The sequence below is a fragment of the Mesorhizobium sp. LSHC420B00 genome (assembly GCF_000503055.1).
In the GTDB taxonomy this organism is placed as follows: Bacteria; Pseudomonadota; Alphaproteobacteria; order Rhizobiales; family Rhizobiaceae; genus Mesorhizobium.
Genome location: NZ_AYVY01000019.1, coordinates 133,316 through 150,149 on the forward strand (window position 1 = coordinate 133,316; position 16,834 = coordinate 150,149).

At 62.7% G+C, this 16,834-nt stretch carries 18 protein-coding genes; 6 read left to right on the top strand and 12 right to left on the bottom strand.

Features of this window, described 5'->3' with window-relative positions:
* The first annotated feature begins 48 nt into the window (after positions 1 to 48).
* Both X760_RS62800 and X760_RS62805 read left to right on the top strand, forming a co-directional pair.
* The gene (locus X760_RS62800) at positions 49 to 1,224 is read left to right on the top strand and encodes a CaiB/BaiF CoA-transferase family protein (RefSeq protein WP_023720842.1); all 1,176 of its coding nucleotides are present in this window, start codon (positions 49 to 51) and stop codon (positions 1,222 to 1,224) included.
* Complete coding sequence (locus tag X760_RS62805) at positions 1,221 to 2,870, top strand: thiamine pyrophosphate-binding protein (RefSeq protein WP_023720843.1); 1,650 nt, start codon at positions 1,221 to 1,223, stop codon at positions 2,868 to 2,870. The genes X760_RS62800 and X760_RS62805 overlap by 4 nt, the downstream gene beginning before the upstream one ends.
* A 39-nt stretch (positions 2,871 to 2,909) precedes the next feature.
* Here the strand turns inward: X760_RS62805 and X760_RS62810 are convergent, their stop codons facing one another.
* The 6 genes from X760_RS62810 to X760_RS62835 form a co-directional block, all read right to left on the bottom strand.
* On the bottom strand, positions 2,910 to 3,353 hold the full coding sequence (locus tag X760_RS62810; RefSeq protein WP_023720844.1) for a CHRD domain-containing protein: 444 nt from the start codon (positions 3,351 to 3,353) through the stop codon (positions 2,910 to 2,912).
* Between the two features lie 152 nt (positions 3,354 to 3,505).
* On the bottom strand, positions 3,506 to 4,477 hold the full coding sequence (locus tag X760_RS62815) for an ABC transporter substrate-binding protein (protein WP_023720845.1): 972 nt from the start codon (positions 4,475 to 4,477) through the stop codon (positions 3,506 to 3,508).
* A gap of 40 nt (positions 4,478 to 4,517) precedes the next feature.
* Complete coding sequence (locus X760_RS62820; protein WP_031194513.1) at positions 4,518 to 5,654, bottom strand: ABC transporter permease; 1,137 nt, start codon at positions 5,652 to 5,654, stop codon at positions 4,518 to 4,520.
* On the bottom strand, positions 5,651 to 6,529 hold the full coding sequence (locus X760_RS62825; RefSeq protein WP_023720847.1) for an ABC transporter permease: 879 nt from the start codon (positions 6,527 to 6,529) through the stop codon (positions 5,651 to 5,653). The genes X760_RS62820 and X760_RS62825 overlap by 4 nt, the downstream gene beginning before the upstream one ends.
* Positions 6,530 to 7,012: a DUF559 domain-containing protein gene (locus tag X760_RS62830; RefSeq protein WP_051409720.1), complete on the bottom strand. Its 483-nt coding sequence runs from the start codon at positions 7,010 to 7,012 to the stop codon at positions 6,530 to 6,532.
* 37 nt (positions 7,013 to 7,049) lie between these two features.
* Positions 7,050 to 7,841, bottom strand: coding sequence for an ABC transporter ATP-binding protein (locus X760_RS62835; protein WP_023720849.1), 792 nt, complete (start codon positions 7,839 to 7,841; stop codon positions 7,050 to 7,052).
* A 161-nt stretch (positions 7,842 to 8,002) separates the two neighbouring features.
* On the opposite strand from X760_RS62835, the gene X760_RS62840 reads away from it, so the two are divergent.
* The gene (locus X760_RS62840) at positions 8,003 to 8,407 is read left to right on the top strand and encodes a cupin domain-containing protein (RefSeq protein WP_023720850.1); all 405 of its coding nucleotides are present in this window, start codon (positions 8,003 to 8,005) and stop codon (positions 8,405 to 8,407) included.
* A 35-nt stretch (positions 8,408 to 8,442) separates the two neighbouring features.
* Here X760_RS62840 and X760_RS62845 read toward each other — a convergent pair whose 3' ends face one another.
* From X760_RS62845 to X760_RS62865, 5 genes are all read right to left on the bottom strand, one after another.
* Positions 8,443 to 8,781 carry a hypothetical protein gene (locus tag X760_RS62845; protein WP_031194515.1) on the bottom strand — a complete coding sequence of 113 codons (339 nt, stop codon included), beginning with the start codon at positions 8,779 to 8,781 and terminating at the stop codon, positions 8,443 to 8,445.
* Positions 8,782 to 8,810: 29 nt separating this feature from the next.
* On the bottom strand, positions 8,811 to 10,262 hold the full coding sequence (hydA, locus tag X760_RS62850) for a dihydropyrimidinase (RefSeq protein WP_023720852.1): 1,452 nt from the start codon (positions 10,260 to 10,262) through the stop codon (positions 8,811 to 8,813).
* 34 nt (positions 10,263 to 10,296) lie between these two features.
* Positions 10,297 to 10,746: a contact-dependent growth inhibition system immunity protein gene (locus X760_RS73795; protein WP_023720853.1), complete on the bottom strand. Its 450-nt coding sequence runs from the start codon at positions 10,744 to 10,746 to the stop codon at positions 10,297 to 10,299.
* The gene (locus X760_RS62860; protein ID WP_023720854.1) at positions 10,743 to 11,993 is read right to left on the bottom strand and encodes a Zn-dependent hydrolase; all 1,251 of its coding nucleotides are present in this window, start codon (positions 11,991 to 11,993) and stop codon (positions 10,743 to 10,745) included. Before X760_RS62860 ends, X760_RS73795 begins: the two co-directional genes overlap by 4 nt.
* Positions 11,994 to 12,061: 68 nt before the next feature.
* The gene (locus tag X760_RS62865) at positions 12,062 to 13,390 is read right to left on the bottom strand and encodes an aspartate aminotransferase family protein (RefSeq protein ID WP_023720855.1); all 1,329 of its coding nucleotides are present in this window, start codon (positions 13,388 to 13,390) and stop codon (positions 12,062 to 12,064) included.
* A gap of 252 nt (positions 13,391 to 13,642) precedes the next feature.
* On the opposite strand from X760_RS62865, the gene X760_RS62870 reads away from it, so the two are divergent.
* The gene (locus X760_RS62870) at positions 13,643 to 14,275 is read left to right on the top strand and encodes a TetR family transcriptional regulator C-terminal domain-containing protein (RefSeq protein WP_023720856.1); all 633 of its coding nucleotides are present in this window, start codon (positions 13,643 to 13,645) and stop codon (positions 14,273 to 14,275) included.
* 10 nt (positions 14,276 to 14,285) lie between these two features.
* Here X760_RS62870 and X760_RS62875 read toward each other — a convergent pair whose 3' ends face one another.
* Positions 14,286 to 15,158, bottom strand: a complete 873-nt coding sequence (locus X760_RS62875) for a helix-turn-helix transcriptional regulator (protein ID WP_023720857.1) — start codon at positions 15,156 to 15,158, stop codon at positions 14,286 to 14,288.
* A gap of 105 nt (positions 15,159 to 15,263) precedes the next feature.
* On the opposite strand from X760_RS62875, the gene X760_RS62880 reads away from it, so the two are divergent.
* On the top strand, positions 15,264 to 16,115 hold the full coding sequence (locus X760_RS62880) for an SDR family NAD(P)-dependent oxidoreductase (RefSeq protein WP_023720858.1): 852 nt from the start codon (positions 15,264 to 15,266) through the stop codon (positions 16,113 to 16,115).
* Positions 16,112 to 16,834 carry an SDR family oxidoreductase gene (locus tag X760_RS62885; RefSeq protein ID WP_023720859.1) on the top strand — a complete coding sequence of 241 codons (723 nt, stop codon included), beginning with the start codon at positions 16,112 to 16,114 and terminating at the stop codon, positions 16,832 to 16,834. The genes X760_RS62880 and X760_RS62885 overlap by 4 nt, the downstream gene beginning before the upstream one ends.

The following is a 16,834-nucleotide window of genomic DNA, read 5'->3' on the forward strand; positions in this document are numbered from 1 at the left end:
GGCGCGCGGGGTTGATAGAGGCTGCGCTTTCGATCAACCAGGTGATCCATGACTGAGCCTCCGCTCAAAGGCATCCGCGTCATCGAACTCGCACGCATCCTTGCCGGGCCATGGGCCGGGCAGTTGCTTGCCGACCTCGGCGCCGACGTGATCAAGGTCGAGAGCCCGGACGGCGGCGACGACACCCGCAAATGGGGACCGCCCTTCGTCATCGGCCATGACGGCGAGAACCTTTCGGCCGCTTATTACCATTCCTGCAACCGCGGCAAGCGCTCCATCGCCATCGATTTCTCGACGCCCGAGGGCGCCGAGACGGTGCGCCGGCTGGTCGCGACATCGGATGTGCTGATCGAAAACTTCAAGGTCGGCGGGCTTAAGAAATACGGCCTCGACCATGACAGCCTGAGGGAAATCAACCCACGGCTGATCTATTGCTCGATCACCGGTTTTGGCCAGTCGGGACCGTATGCGCTGCGCGCCGGTTATGATTTCATCATCCAGGGCATGGCCGGCATGATGTCGATCACCGGCGAGGCCGGCCGCGAACCGCAAAAGGCCGGCGTCGCTATTTCAGATGTTTTCACCGGGCTTTATTCGGTCATCGCCATCCAGGCGGCGCTTCGCCATGCCGAGAAGACCGGCGAAGGCCAGCACATCGACATGGCGCTCTACGACACCCAGATCTCGACGCTCGGCAACCAGAACCTCAACTATCTTGTCTCCGGACAGTCGCCGGTGCAGATGGGCAATGCGCATATGAACATCGCGCCCTACGAGGTGGTGCCGGTGAAAAATGGCCACATCATCCTGGCGGTCGGCAATGACGGCCAGTTCGCAAAGTTTTGCGCTGCCGTCGACCTCGAGGAGCTGGCGTCGAACCCTGACTTCGCCACCAATCCCGCCCGCGTCGCCAACCGGGCAAAGCTGCGCGAGCACATGGTCGAGGCGCTGAAGGTCTTCGATCGCGACCCGCTGCTGGCCAGGCTCGAGACAGCCGGCGTGCCGGCCAGTCCAATCAACAATATTGGCCAGATGTTTGCCGACCCGCAGACAATCGCGCGCGGCATGCGGCTCGACCTCGACGACGGCCATGGCAATCTCTTGCCCTCGGTGCGGGCGCCGATGGTCATGTCCGGCACGCCGCTGGTCTATGAACGGCCCTCGCCGCGCCTCGGCGAACACACCGAAGAAATCCTTGCCGAACTGGAGAGGTCAGGAAAATGAAGACCGGCGGACAACTCATCGTCGATGCGCTCGAAGCCAACGGAACGGACCGTATCTATTGCGTGCCCGGCGAATCCTATCTGGCGGTGCTCGACGCGCTGCATGATTCGCCAATCCGCACCATCGTCTGCCGCCAGGAGGGCGGTGCCGCAATGATGGCCGACTGCCATGGCCGCCTGACCGGCAGGCCCGGCATCTGCTTCGTCACCCGCGGCCCAGGCGCCACCAATGCCTCGGCCGGCATCCACATCGCCATGCAGGATTCGGTCCCCCTCATCCTGTTCATCGGCCAGGTCGCCAGCCACGCCAAGGGGCGCGAGGCCTTCCAGGAGGTCGACTATGTCAGGTTTTTCGGCGATATCGCCAAATGGGTGGTCGAGATCGACGACGCCGCGCGCATCCCCGAATTCGTCACACGGGCATTTGCAGTGGCGACGTCCGGCCGCCCGGGCCCGGTCGTCATCTCGCTGCCCGAGGACATGCTGACCAGCCTTGCCGAGGCACCGGAAGCCCGGCATTACACCCCTGTCGAGACGCGGCCTGGCGAAGCCGAGCTCGACGCGCTGGACGAGCTGCTCAACAAGGCAAAGCGGCCGTTCGTCATCCTTGGCGGTACGCGCTGGGATGCGCAGGCCGTTGCACGGATGCGGACGATAGCCGAAGCCTGGTCGCTGCCGGTCGGCTGCTCCTTCCGCCGCCAGATGCTGTTCGACCATCTCCACGCGAACTATGCCGGCGATGTCGGCATCGGCATCAATCCCAAAGTGGCAACCGCCATCAAGCAGGCCGACCTTGTGCTGCTGATCGGCGGCCGCATGGGCGAGATGCCGTCATCCGACTACACGCTGCTGAAGAGCCCCTACCCCGACCAGACGCTTGTCCATATCCATGCCGACGCCGGCGAGCTCGGCCGCGTCTACCGGCCGGCGCTGGCGATCAATACCTCGCCTGCCGCTTTCGTCGAAGCCTTTGCCAAACGCAAGCCGGCCGCAACGCCGGTGTGGGCGGCGGAGGCAGCGAAGCTGCACACCGCCTATCTCGACTGGTCGACGCCTCCGGAGAGCGGCCCCGGCGCCGTGCAGATGGGGCCGATCATGAATTATCTCGAAACGATGCTGCCGGACGACGCCATCCTCACCAATGGCGCCGGCAACTACGCCACCTGGGTGCATCGCTACCATCGCTTCCGGCGTTTCGGCACGCAGGCAGCACCCACATCCGGCTCGATGGGCTACGGCACGCCGGCGGCGGTCGCCGCCAAACAGCTTTTCCCCGACCGCGACGTGATCGCCTTCGCCGGCGACGGCTGTTTCCTGATGAACGGGCAGGAATTCGCCACCGCCGTACAATACGGATTGCCGATCATCGTCATCGTAGTCAACAACGGCATTTATGGCACCATCCGCATGCATCAGGAGCGCGAATATCCCGGCCGTGTCGTCGCCACCGATCTGAAAAACCCCGACTTTGCTGCTTTGGCCCGTGCCTATGGCGGCCATGGCGAGACGGTGGAAAAGACCGCCGACTTCGCGGCGGCCTTCGAGCGCGCGCGTGCTAGCGGCAAGCCGTCGATCGTCGAGATCAGGCTCGACCCCGAAGCCATCACGCCGACCCGCACGATGACCCAGATTCGCGACAAGGCCTGACAAACAGGGTGGTTGCCCTGTTTTGTCGTCTTGATCTGCCTATTTGACCTTTTCGATCTGGCCGCGGATCTCGCCGTCGGCGTGGGCCGCGGTGTGGATGTTGACGTAATATTTGCCCGCCTCAAGATCGGTCGCCTGGGCATCGGTCAATGTCGCCGAACCCTTGATCGGGCTCTTCAGCTTGCCTTCGAACGGCACCACTGGATCGGCGTTTTGACCCTCCGCCGCCGGGCCGTGAATGTGTCCGGCCTTCGCCGGCCCGCTGAGGCCGGAATATCTCACCGTCCAGCTGAGTTTCTTGGTGGCGGTGTTGAATCTGAGCGTGGCGGTACCCTTGCCCTTCGTGGTGACGGGCGGGCTCTGCTGAGCACCATCGAGCGTCGCGGTCATCTTTACGGTTTCGGCCAGAGCCGGTGACACCGAGAAGATGGCGGCAGAAATGGCCAGCGCCGAAAGCATCGGCGTGAAGGACTGGATGCGCATGGAAACCTCCGTTGTGGCATCCTTGAGTTGGATGCATCGGCACAACGATTTTGCGAGCGGATGTTTCCGCGGGTAACGTTCATTTTACATCCCACTAAAAAGGGGCGGTCGCCCGCCCCTTTTCGTCTTCCAACAGAGCCTGCTTGATAGCTCTATTTGATCGCCTTGTCGGTGATCGCGGTCGTGTAGGCGCCGGTCGGCTCCTTGGTGATGATCTTCTGGTCGAGCAGCGCCTTGGCGGTGCGCTCGTAGGTCGCCGGATCGAGCTTGCCGTCGGCATTGTCGATCAGCTTGGCGACTTCGCCCATCATCCGCTTCTGGTGGTTCTCGTCCTGGCCGCCATTGTCCATGACGATGCCGGCCGCCTCGTCGGAATTGTCGACAGCGTATTTCCAACCCTTCATCGAAGCGCGCACAAAACGCACCATCTTGTCCTCGAAGGCCGGATCCTTGAGCTTGTCCTCCAACGCATAGAGCCCGTCTTCGAGCAGATCGTTGCCCATGGCGGAATAGTTGAAGACGGTCAGCTCTTCCGGCTTGTAGCCGGCGTCGATGAGCTGCCAGTATTCGTTATAGGTCATCACCGAGATACAATCCGCCTGCTTCTGGATCAGCGGCTGCACGTCAAAGCTCTGCTTGAGCACAGTGACGCCGTCCGGCCCGCCATCGGTCTTGAGGCCAAGCTTGTTCATCCAGGCATAGAAAGGATACTCATTGCCGAAGAACCAGACGCCGAGCGTATGGCCCTTGAAGTCGGCTTCCGTCTTGATCGGGCCGTCCTTCGGGCAGACCAGCTCCATGCCGGCCTTCTTGAACGGCTGGGCGATGTTGACCAGCGGCACGCCCTTTTCGCGTGCAGCCAGCGCGCCGCCCATCCAGTCGACGATGACGTCGGCACCGCCGCCGGCAATGACCTGCTCGGGTGCGATGTCCGGGCCGCCGGGCTTGATGTCGACGTCGAGGCCTTCGGCGTCATAGAAGCCCTTGGCCTTGGCGACATAATAGCCGGCGAACTGTGCCTGGGTGACCCATTTCAGCTGCAGCGTCACCTTGTCCGCGGCCACCGCCTGGAACGCGGCAAGCGACATCGCGCCGGCCAGCATCGAAACAACAAGTCTTTTCATGTTTTTACCCTCTGAAGTTAGCGCCCTAAACCCACCGCCCCTATCCACCACGGACAGAGGGATGCCAAAACGTGATTGCTCTCTCGAAAAGAGCGACCACGCCATAAAAGACCGAACCCGCAAGTGCTGCAACTGCGATTTCGGCCCACACCATGTCGATGTTCATCCGCCCGACTTCCGTCGAAATGCGGAATCCCATGCCGACCACCGGCGTGCCGAAGAACTCGGCGACGATGGCGCCGATCAGCGCCAGCGTCGAATTGATCTTCAACGCATTGAAGATGAACGGTGCCGCCGCCGGCAGCCGCAGCTTGAACAGCGTCTGCCAGTAGCTCGAGGCATAGGTGCGCATCAGGTCGCGCTCCATATGGCCGGAGGCGGTAAGCCCGGCGACGGTGTTCACCAGCATCGGGAAGAAGGTCATGATTATGACCACGGCTGCCTTGGATTGCCAGTCGAAGCCGAACCACATGACCATGATCGGCGCGACGCCGATGATCGGCAGCGCCGACACCATATTGCCGATCGGCAAAAGCCCGCGCCGCAGGAACGGCACACGGTCGGCGGCGATGGCAACGAGGAAGCCGGCGCTGCTGCCCACGACATAGCCGAAGATCACCGCCTTGAAGATGGTCTGCCTGACATCGGCCCCCAGCACCGGCAGCGAGCCGACGATGCGTGCACCGATGGCGCTTGGCGGCGGCAACAGGATGAAGGGAATGCCGGCGCCACGCGTCACCGCCTCCCAGATGATCAGGATCCAAGCGCCGAAGATGGCTGGAATGATCAGGCGCAAGGCGGTTGACGCCCAGCGCGACGTCGGGCGAACCGACGACAAGACCGTTACGCAGCGCCAGGCCAAAAACCACGCCGCGACGAGCAGCAGATAGAAGGAGCCACGAGCGCTGCCCTCATTGCCGGTTATGCCGGCGAGCAACATCCACGCCGCGCCGTGCGCGCCAAGGAACAGCAACACCACCCCGATCATCGGTGGAAAGTTGTCGGCCTCGATTGCCATGAGCAGCAAAATGAAAATCAAAACCGTAGTCGCCATGCCGTAACCGGGCGTAGCACTGACGAGCGGCCAAAGAAGCAGCGCGCCGACAAGAAGGATAAGCGCGGCATATCCTTGCCAGGATCGGGGGGTGATTGAGGAAAGGCTCAGGAGCGAGCTCATGCCGGCCTCCCGCCCATGGCGCGGTCGACAAGGCGCCCAGCAATGCCGACCAGCATAACCAGCAAGGCCGCCACCACCGAGCCGGCGACCAGCGCCGACCAGATGTCGATCGTCTGGCTGTAGTAGGCGCCGGCGAGCAATTTGGCGCCGATGCCGGCGACGGCGCCGGTCGGCAGCTCGCCGACAATGGCGCCGACCAGGCTGGCGGCCACAGCCACCTTCATCGAGGTGAACAGGAACGGCACCGAGGCCGGCACCCGCAATTTCCAGAAGGTCTGCGAGGGACTGGCATTATAGGTATGCATCAGGTCGAGATGGGTGAGCTCGGGCGAGCGAAGCCCCTTCACCATGCCAACCGCCACCGGGAAGAACGACAGATAGGTCGAGATCAGCGCTTTCGGGATCAGCCCGGTGATGCCGACCGCCGCCAGCACGACAATGATCATCGGCGCCACCGCCAGGATCGGAATGGTCTGCGAGGCGATGATCCACGGCATCATGCTGCGGTCGAGCGTCGTCACATGCACGATGCCGACGGCGATGACGATGCCGAGCGCCGTGCCGAAGGCAAAGCCGAGCAGCGTCGACGACAGCGTCACCCAGGCATTGTAGACAAGGCTGCGGTTCGAGGTGATGCTGCGCAAAAAGGTGTTTTCGAAAAAATTCACCGCCACCTGGTGTGGCGCCGGTAGCGTCGGCTTCGGTTGTGCCAGCGTCTTGCCGATGAATTCCACAATGCCCGGTGTCAAATTGGCGCGGCGGTCGAGATCGCGCTGGAACGGCGCGTTGAGGACAACGGCCATGACGTACCAGACGACGACCACGCCCAGGAGGATCGAGGTCACGGGAACGATCTTGTCGCGAAACGAGTCCATCTAGCGATCCTCGGGCGCTTGGCGCCCTCCTCTCCCCAACGGGGAGAGGGTGGCCGGAGCGAAGCGGAGGCCGGGTGAGGGGGTAGAAATCTTTCCGTCGAGGCAAGCCAATATCGTATCAAGGACCGCTCGACGTTCGGCCAGAACTTCATGGTTCCAGAACCGAAGAACGGAATAGCCATAGCCATTCAGCCAAGCAGTTCTCGCCGTATCGGTTGGAGAATCCGCATGCTGACTGCCGTCGACTTCAACAATCAGACCCTTCTCGCGACAAACGAAGTCCGCGATGAAAAGGCCAAGCGGCACCTGCCTCACAAATTTGTAGCCGTTGAGATGACGTCCTCTCAGTTCCCCCCAAAGCCGGTACTCAGCCTCGGTCTCGTCAAACCGGAGCTTTCGGGCACGAGCGGTTGCCCCAACATTTCTTTTAGTTGGATCTGTCGGCGCCGCCCCCTCACCCGACCTCCGCTTCGCTCCGGCCACCCTCTCCCCGTCGGGGAGAGGAGGACCCTCATCCCGCTCAATCATCATAGCTGTGCCCTGCCCTCAGCCCGTCGCGCACCCGTGCCGCGATGGCCAGGAACTCCGGCGTCTCGCGGATATCGAGCGGCCGCTTCTTCGGCAGCGTCGATTCTATGACATCGCTGACACGCCCCGGGCGCGGCGACATGACGATGATGCGCGTCGACAGATAGACCGCCTCGGGGATCGAATGGGTGACGAAGCAGATGGTCTTGTTGGTCCGCTCCCAAAGCTCCAGCAGTTGTTCGTTGAGGTGGTCGCGCACGATCTCGTCCAGCGCGCCGAACGGTTCGTCCATCAACAAAAGGTCGGCATCGAAGGCGAGCGCCCGTGCGATCGAGGCGCGCTGCTGCATGCCGCCCGAAAGCTGCCAGGGGTATTTCTTCTCGAAGCCGCTGAGGTTGACGAGGTCGAGGGTTCGCTTGATGCGCGCCGCCTGCTCCGCCCTGGACAGGCCCATGATCTCCAGCGGCAGCGCCACATTGCGCTCGATCGTGCGCCACGGATAAAGTGCGGCCGCCTGGAAGACATAGCCATAGGCGCGGCGCTGGCGCGCCTGCTCGGGCGTCATGCCGTTGACGGAAATGGCTCCCGATGTCGGCTTCTCCAGATCGGCGATGACGCGCAGCAAGGTCGTCTTGCCGCAGCCGGAGGGCCCGATGAAGGACACGAATTCGCCCTTGCCGATGGTCAGGTCGACATTCGACAGCGCCTGCACCGGACCGTCATTGGTCTGGAAGGTCAGGCCAAGCTTGCTTGCCGAAACAACGGCTGGCGATGCTCCCGTCATCGGCCGTAGCCTGTCGCTTCCGGCCACTGCGCCACCGGCCGGAATCCGATTGATTTTACCCCGATGTTGCTTTCCACTCGCCCAGTCCTACTCGCGCCAGTTCTACGCGCCCCAGTTCTACGTGCCCTTGTCCCATCAGATAGACGCCCGGAGTTGCCCCGATGTCGCCCAAACCGACGTGCCATCTTATCCGCCCTGAAAGCTCTTATGAAGGCAAGCAGGGCCTGAGCTATTTCGCCGGTATCGCCGCCGAAACAGTCGGCTCCTCCGGTATCTGCATGCATCTGCTGACCATGCCTCCGGGCGCCCGCGCCAAGGCGCATATGCACGAAAACCATGAAACCGCGATCTATGTGCTCTCCGGCGAAGTCCATACCTGGTATGGCGACCGGCTCGAACAGCATATCGTGGTCAAGGCCGGCGATCTTTTCTATATTCCCCCCGGTGTGCCGCATCTGCCGGCCAATCTGAGCGACAGCCCCGCCTCGGCGGTTATTGCCCGCACCGATCCCAACGAACAGGAAAGCGTCGTCCTGCTGCCGGAACTGGACGGGTTGGTCGCCTGAGGACTGGGTCGAGGCGGCGGCCGTCATCGGCACCGTCACGAACATGATTTCAGCGGCCCTATCTCCTCAAGGCCGGGAATGGTCACGAAGAAACCGTCCCCTCCTTTGTTGATGACCTTGACGACATCTGTGGTCGTCCCCTCCTCGCCCTCGGCGAAACAGGTGGAGCTCAACAACTGGGTGCCAGGCGTCGTCGTCAATGGCTGTGCGAACTCGCAGCCGCTGCCATAGGTTTCGACGCCCTCGGCGGTCAGCACGACATAATCGTCGCGGTCCTGATAACCGAGCCGTACACCAGCGCAACCGACCTCATTGCCAAAGGAGCCGGCAAGGACGTCCGCCGCCGGCCCGGAGGCAAGGATCACCGCGGCCATTGAGATGATCGCTCCGTGGCTCGCCAAGCTCAAACGCCCGTCGCCGGGATGCCTGTACGCTCCACCTTGCGCGGCGCGGAAATTTCCTTCCAGGTCGACAGTGCCCGGTTGACCGCCGCGTTCGGCTCGCGAGCGACGAACTCGCCATGGCCGGGCTTTGCCTTAACCTCGTTTTCCTCGATCGACAGTTCGCCGCGCGAGAAGACGTAGCGTGGCAGGCCGGTCACCTCGAAACCTTCGAAGACGTTGTAGTCGATGACCGACTGCTGCTTCTTGGCCGTGATTTTCTTCTTGCGCTTCGGGTCCCAGACAAGGATGTCGGCGTCCGCGCCTTCGACGATGGCGCCCTTCTTCGGGTACATGTTGAGGATCTTGGCGATGTTGGTCGAGGTCACCGCGACGAACTCGTTCATCGTCAGCCGGCCGGTGTTGACGCCGGTCGTCCACAGCACCGGCAAACGATCCTCGAGCCCGCCCGTGCCATTCGGGATCTTGGTGAAGTCGCCGACGCCGTTGCGCTTCTGCTTGGTGGTGAAGGCACAATGGTCGGTCGCCACCACTTGCAGTGACCCAGCCTGCAGGCCGGCCCACAGCGAATCCTGATGCCATTTGTTGCGGAAGGGCGGGCTCATAACGCGCCGCGCCGCATGGTCCCAGTCCTTGTTGAAATATTCGCTCTCGTCCAGCGTCAGGTGCTGGACCAGCGGCTCGCCGAATACCCGCATGCCTTTCTGGCGCGCCCGGCGGATGGCCTCGTGGGCCTGCTCGCAGGAGACATGCACGACATAGAGCGGCACGCCGGCCATGTCGGCGATCATGATGGCACGATTGGTCGCCTCGCCTTCGACTTCCGGCGGGCGCGAATAGGCGTGTCCCTCCGGACCACTATTGCCCGCCGCCAGCAGCTTCTGCGACAGTGCCGCCACCACGTCGCCATTCTCGGCATGGACCAGCGGCAGCGCGCCAAGATCGGCACAGCGCTGGAACGACGAATACAGCTCGTCGTCATCGACCATCAGCGCACCCTTGTAGGCCATGAAATGCTTGAACGAGGTGATGCCCCTGTCAACGACGGTGGCCATCTCGTCGAACACCTGCTTGCCCCACCAGGTGATCGCCATGTGGAAGGAATAATCGCAGGAAGCCTTCGAAGTCTTGTTGTCCCACATCTGCAAGGCCTCGAGCAGCGACTGCTGCGGCGCCGGCAGGCAGAAATCGACGACCATCGTCGTGCCGCCGGCGAGCGCGGCGCGGGTGCCGCTCTCGAAATCATCGGCCGAATAGGTGCCCATGAACGGCATTTCGAGGTGGGTATGCGGGTCGATGCCGCCCGGCATGACATAGCAGCCGCTGGCGTCGAACTCATGGTCGCCATGCAGATCCGGCCCGATGCCGACGATCTTGCCGTGCCTGAACAGCACATCGGCTTTCCACGTCCGGTCGGCGGTGACAATGGTGCCATTCTTGATGACTTTGGACATTTTCTTGTTCCCCTATATGTCCGCGTTGGCAAGCTTAAGCTTTCTTCGATCTTGCGATTCCCGCGTCCTGACCGCTCAAAATTTCCCAGGCGGAATCGAATTGTGGCCGATGCTTGCCGATGTCTGACATGGTTTGGTCAAACGATCGCAGGATCCCGTCAAGCTCAATCCAAAGATCCTGGTTTTCCATCCAGAACTCCGGAGAAATCTTGAGGCAGTTCATAAGTAGATCGCCATCGTGGAACGTCACTGCGATCAACGGGTTTTCAGTCAGTATGGATATCGCTTTGGGGACCACATATTCCAGCCCGAATCCTTGGCTGACCAGCAGCCTTATTTGCTCCCCCGTAAGGTTCCGCAGCGGCGTTGCCAACGCGATGCTGCATTGTTCGACGAGAGAGGTTTGAAATGGAGGCTGATCTGCCTTCCAGCCCAGAAGCACGTTAAGCGTCCGATCTTCGTCAAGATTGCGACGCGGCTTCATTCGACAATCACTGCCGTATCGACCACCGCGTGGAACAGCACATCGGCGCCGGCCGTTGCCCATTCCTTGGTGATCTCCTCGGCCTCGTTGTGGCTGAGCCCGTCGACGCAGGGACACATCACCATCGCCGTCGGTGCGACGCGGTTGATCCAGCAGGCGTCGTGGCCGGCGCCGGAGACGATGTTGCGATGCGTATATCCCAGGCGCTCCGCCGCATCCCGCACCGCCTTGACGCAGCCCGCGTCGAAAGTGACCGGATCGAAATGGCCGACCTGCTCGATTTGATATTTAATGTCGAGCGCCTCGCAGATCGTGTCGATGCCTTCCCGGATGCGGCCGTCCATGGCGTCCAGCACTTCCTTTTCCGGTGAGCGGATGTCGATGGTGAAGACGGTGCGACCGGCGATGATGTTGCGCGAGTTCGGATAGACCTCCATATGGCCGACCGCGCCAACGGCGTCCGGCTGGTAGTCCATGGCGATCTCGTGCACCAACTCGATCACCCGCGCCATGCCGAGCCCGGCATTGCGCCGCTTCGGCATCGGCGTCGAGCCGGTATGCGCCTCCCTGCCGGTCAGCGTCACCTGCAGCCATTTCAGTCCCTGGCCATGGGTGACGACGCCAATGTCGATGCCCTCGTCCTCGAGGATCGGGCCCTGCTCGATATGCAATTCGAAGAAGGCGTGGATCTTGCGCTCACCGACTTTCTCGGTGCCCTTCCAGCCGATCCGTTCGAGCTCCTCGCCGAATTTCTTGCCGTCCTTGTCGACATGCGAATAGATTTCGGCCTGATCGAGCACGCCGGCGAATACCCCGGACGCCATCATCGCCGGCGCAAAGCGCGCGCCTTCCTCGTTGGTCCAGTTGGTGACGACGATCGGGTGCTTGGTCTTGATGCCGAGATCGTCGAGCGAGCGCACAACCTCCAGGCCGCCGAGCACGCCGAGCACGCCGTCATACTTGCCGCCGGTCGGCTGCGTATCGAGATGGCTGCCGACATACACCGGCTGCAGGCTGGGGTCGGTGCCTTCGCGACGGGCAAACATCGTGCCCATCTCGTCGACGCCCATTTCGAGCCCCGCCTCATCGCACCAGCGCTTGAACAGATGCCGCCCTTCGCCATCCTCGTCGGTAACGGTCTGGCGATTATTGCCGCCGGCAATGCCGGGGCCGATCTTCGCCATCTCCATTATCGAATCCCACAAACGGTCTGAATTGATTCGCAGATTCTCGCCGGGGGCGGCCATTCAAGTTCCTCTCATTTACTCACATTAGGACGACGGTTCCCGTCGTCGCCCTACATGTTGGGGAGCATCTAGTCCACCGCCCTCAGCACTTCGCGCACATGGTCGATCAATTCGTTGATCTGGCCCTTGGTAATGATGAGCGGTGGCGACAGAGCGATGATGTCGCCGGTGGTGCGGATCAGCGCACCGCGCTCGAACGCCTTGACGAAAGCCGAGAAGGCGCGCTTCGTCGGCTGGCCTGCGATCGGCGCCAGCTCGATCGCGCCGATCAGGCCGATGTTGCGGATGTCGATGACGTTCGGTTCGCCCTTCAGCGAGTGCAGCGCGTCCTCCCAGTACGGCGCCAGTTCCTCGCCGCGCGTCAGCAGCCCCTCTTCCTTGTAGGTGTCGAGTGTGCCCAGCGCCGCCGCGCAGGCGATCGGATTGCCCGAATAGGTGTAGCCGTGGAAGAACTCAATCATATGCTCGGGCCCGGTCATGAAGGCGTCGTGGATTTCCTTCTTGACGAACACCGCGCCCATCGGGATGACGCCATTGGAGACGCCCTTGGCCGTCGTCATGATATCCGGGGTGACACCGAAATAGTCGGCGGCAAACGGCGTGCCGAGGCGGCCAAAACCGGTGATGACCTCGTCGAAGATCAGCAAGATGCCGTGCTTGGTGCAGATCTCGCGCAGCTTCTGCAGATAGCCCTTCGGCGGCAGGATGACGCCGGTGGAACCGGCAACCGGTTCGACGATGACTGCGGCGATGGTCGACGCGTCGTGCAAGGCGACGATGCGTTCCAGCTCGTTGGCCAGTTCCGCGCCATGCTCGGGCACGCCTTTCGTGAAGGAGTTCCTTTCCGGCAAATGCGTGTGTGGCATGTGATCTACGCCGCCGAGCAGCGTGCCAAACATCTTGCGGTTGGTGACGATGCCGCCGACCGAGATGCCGCCGAAATTGACGCCGTGATAGCCGCGCTCGCGGCCGATCAGCCGGGTGCGCGAGCCCTCGCCTTTTACGCGGTGATAGGCGATCGCCATCTTCAGCGCCGTCTCGACTGATTCCGAGCCGGAATTGGTGAAGAACACATGGTCCATGCCCTTCGGGGCGATGTCGACCAGGCGATTGGCCAGCTCGAACACGATCGGGTGGCCCATCTGGAAGGCCGGCGCATAGTCGAGCTCTGCCGCTTGGCTCTGGATCGCCTCGGTGATCTTCGGGCGGCAGTGGCCGGCATTGACGCACCACAGGCCGGCGGTGCCGTCGAGAACCTTGCGCCCGTCGCTGGTCGTGTAATGCATGTCCTTGGCCGACACCATCATGCGCGGCGCCTGCTTGAACTGCCGGTTTGCCGTGAACGGCATCCAGAATGCGCTGAGATCGTTCGGCGTGACTTTCAGCCGGTTGGACATGACCAAGACTTCCCCTTGTAACCTGTTTCGGTGCGGCTAACGCTTGGTCTTTCCAACACTTGGTCTTTGCTGCGTTTTCGTGCTACGCAAATTTTTGACCGGTTGGACAAACGTTAGCACCGCCTTATCAGCGGTCAAGGGATTACTAGCGGAAATGCGGCTTTCGAAGTGCGCTCCACAGGGCGGGGAAAAACTGGTCCAGAGAATTGGTCCAGACGCTCCTCACAGCGAAGGTTGTTCGAGGTGACGGGGGTGGTCGAAAGCTCCGCTCCACGCCGCACCCGCATCCAGCTGGAAAAGCGCGAGCTCATTCTGGAGGCGGCGCTCGAAGTCTTCTCCACCAACGGTTTTCGCGGTTCGACCATCGACCAGATCGCCGAAGCCGCCGGCATGTCGAAGCCGAACCTGCTCTATTATTTCCGCCGCAAGGAGGACATCCACGAGACGCTGATGCAACGGCTTCTCGACACCTGGCTGGCGCCGCTGCGCGAACTCGACGACATTGGCGATCCGCTGACCGAACTGCGCAACTACATCAGGCGCAAGCTCGAAATGGCGCGCGATTTCCCGCGCGAGAGCCGGCTATTCGCTAATGAGATCCTGCAGGGCGCGCCGCGCATCATGCCGATGCTGGAAGGTGAGTTGAAGACGCTGGTCGACGAGAAAGCCAACGTCATCAAGGGCTGGATGCGCGCCGGCAAGATTGCCCGCACCGACCCCTGGCACCTGATCTTCTCGATCTGGGCGACGACGCAGCATTATGCCGATTTCGACGTCCAGGTCCGCGCCGTGCTCGGCCCCGACCGCGGCGGCGACGGCCGCTTCGAGGATGCCGCAAGGTTTCTCGAGCAACTGTTCATCGACGGGCTGAAGCCGAAAAACTAGCCTTGATGGTTCACGCGCTGCGCCGCGCGGCCGGCAGCGCATCGAGCAGCTTCTGCAGCTTGGCGATCGAGTTCTGCTCGGCGAGCGGCGTGTAGACGATCAGCTTCATGTCCGAGCCGTCGTCGATCGACAGGCTCATATGTTCGAACGCCATGGCGCCCGCTATCGGATGCCTGACATGCTTCACACCCGATAGGTTGCGGGCCACATCGCGCAGCGGCCACCAGGCGCGGAACTCCGGGCTTGAACGCGTCATCAGCGCAATCAACCGCTCGAAATCCGGATCGCCGACATACTTCGCGCTTTCCGCCCGGAATGACGCCAGCACGGCGCGCGCCAGTTCCTCCCAGTCGACGAGCAGGCGCCGATGCTGCGGGCTGGTGAAAACCATATGGACGATGTTGCGGGCATCGCCCTCCAGCAGGCCATAATCGCCGAACACGGCTGCCGCCGCCGGGTTCCAGGCCAGCACATCCCAGCGCCGCCCGACGACATAGGCCGGCTGCAGGACCAGGCTCTGCAGCATGTGCAGCAAGGGGCCGTCGATCTTTTCCGGCGCGTCGACGCGACGCTCCGGCTGCGGCCGGCCGGCGAGAATAAACAGATGCCGTTGCTCAGCCGCGTCCAGGCGCAGCGCCTGGCTGAGTGCGGTCAGCACTTCCACCGACGGCCGAACGTCGCGGCCCTGCTCCAGCCAGGTGTACCAGGTCGTGCCGACGCCGGCGATCATCGCCACCTCCTCGCGCCGCAGCCCGGGCGTGCGCCGGCGTAAGCCGGTCGAGATGCCGGTGGCCGAAGGCGTCAGCCTTTCGCGCCGCGAACGCAGGAAGGCGCCGAGCTCGCGGCGGCGGCTGTCTTCGGCGGAATGCGCGGTGGAATCCATGGCCGCTATTATAGCAGTACCGATACCAGGATAAAGTTTGAACTGTTTGGCAAGTGGCTGGTGCCCCATCTTTCCGCTCAAAGCGATGAGATGGAGGCTCTGAACATGGAACTGAAAGACAAGACAATCCTCATCACCGGGTCGACCGACGGCGTCGGCCGTGTCGTCGCGCAAAGGCTCGGCGCCGGCGGCGCCCGCATCCTGGTGCATGGCCGCGACGCGACAAGGGGCAAGGCGGTCGCGGCCGAGATCGAAGCCACCGGCGGCAAGGCCGAGCTGCTTGTCGCCGACCTCTCCTCCCTGGCGGAAGTCCGCCGCCTCGCCGAGGTCGTGCGCGCCCGCACGGGCCGACTCGATGTCCTCATCAACAATGCCGGCGTCGGCACCGCCGGCCCCAACGCCAAACGACAGGTCAGCGCCGACAGCTACGAACTGCGCTTTGCCGTCAACTATCTCGCCGGCTTCCTGCTCACCACGGAGCTGCTGCCGCTGCTCAAGGCCAGCGCGCCGGCGCGCATCGTCAACGTCGCCTCGGCAGGCCAGCAGGCGATCGATTTCGACGATGTCATGCTGACCCGCTCCTATGACGGCATCCGTGCCTACTGCCAGAGCAAGCTGGCGCAGATCATGTTCACCATCGATCTGGCGGAGCAGCTGAACGGCACCGGCGTCACGGTCAACAGCCTGCATCCGGCAAGCTACATGAACACCACGATGGTGCGGCAGGCGGGCGTCACACCCTGGAGCTCGGTCCAAACCGGCGCCGAAGCCATCATCAATCTCGCCACATCGCCGGCGCTCGAAGGGCGGAGCGGCCTCTATTTCGACGGCCAGAGGGAATCCCGCGCCGATGCGCAAGCCTATGACGCTAAGGCACGACGTCGATTGCGGGAATTGAGCCTCGGTCTTGTCGGGCTCGCACCGGCTTCCGCAACATCGAAGAGAGAAAATTCATGATCGAGAAAGCGCAGCACACTGTGGTCGTCGGCGGCTCCTCCGGCATCGGCCTCGCCACTGCGAAAAAGTTGCTTGGTCCGGGCATGAAGGTGACGATCACCGGGCGCAACCGGGAAAGGCTCGACAACGCAGGGCAAAGCCTTGGCGGCGCGGTCGGAAAAGCTGCCTTCGATGCCGCGAAGCCGGACGAGGTTCGCCGGTTTTTCAGCGATCTCGGCCCTTTCGATCACCTGGTGCTGGCCGCCAGCGGCGGCAAGGGGCTCGGCCCGTTCGAAACGCTTGACCTGACCGACATCGGCGGCGGCGTCGACGAGAAGGTCCGGCCGCAGCTCTCCTGCCTGCAGGCCGCCTTGCCGACGCTGAACAAGGGCGGCTCGGTGACTTTCATCTCGGCGGTGTCGGCGCAATTGTCGGCGCCGGGTGTCGCCGGCATCGCCGCCGTCAACGGCATGCTGCTGACCGTGGTGCCGATCCTGGCAATGGAGCTGAAGCCGTTACGCGTCAATGTCGTGGCGCCGGGCGTCATTGACACGCCCTGGTGGGATTTTTTGCCTGATGAACAGCGCCATGCGGTATTTGCCGATTATGCAGGCAAGACGCCGGTCGGCCGCATCGGCCGCGCCGAGGACGTTGCTGAGGCGATCGCGTTCCTGGTTTCGAACAGCTTCGTCACCGGCCAGATCCTGACCTGCGACGGCGGCTTGCGGTATGCGGCGTAA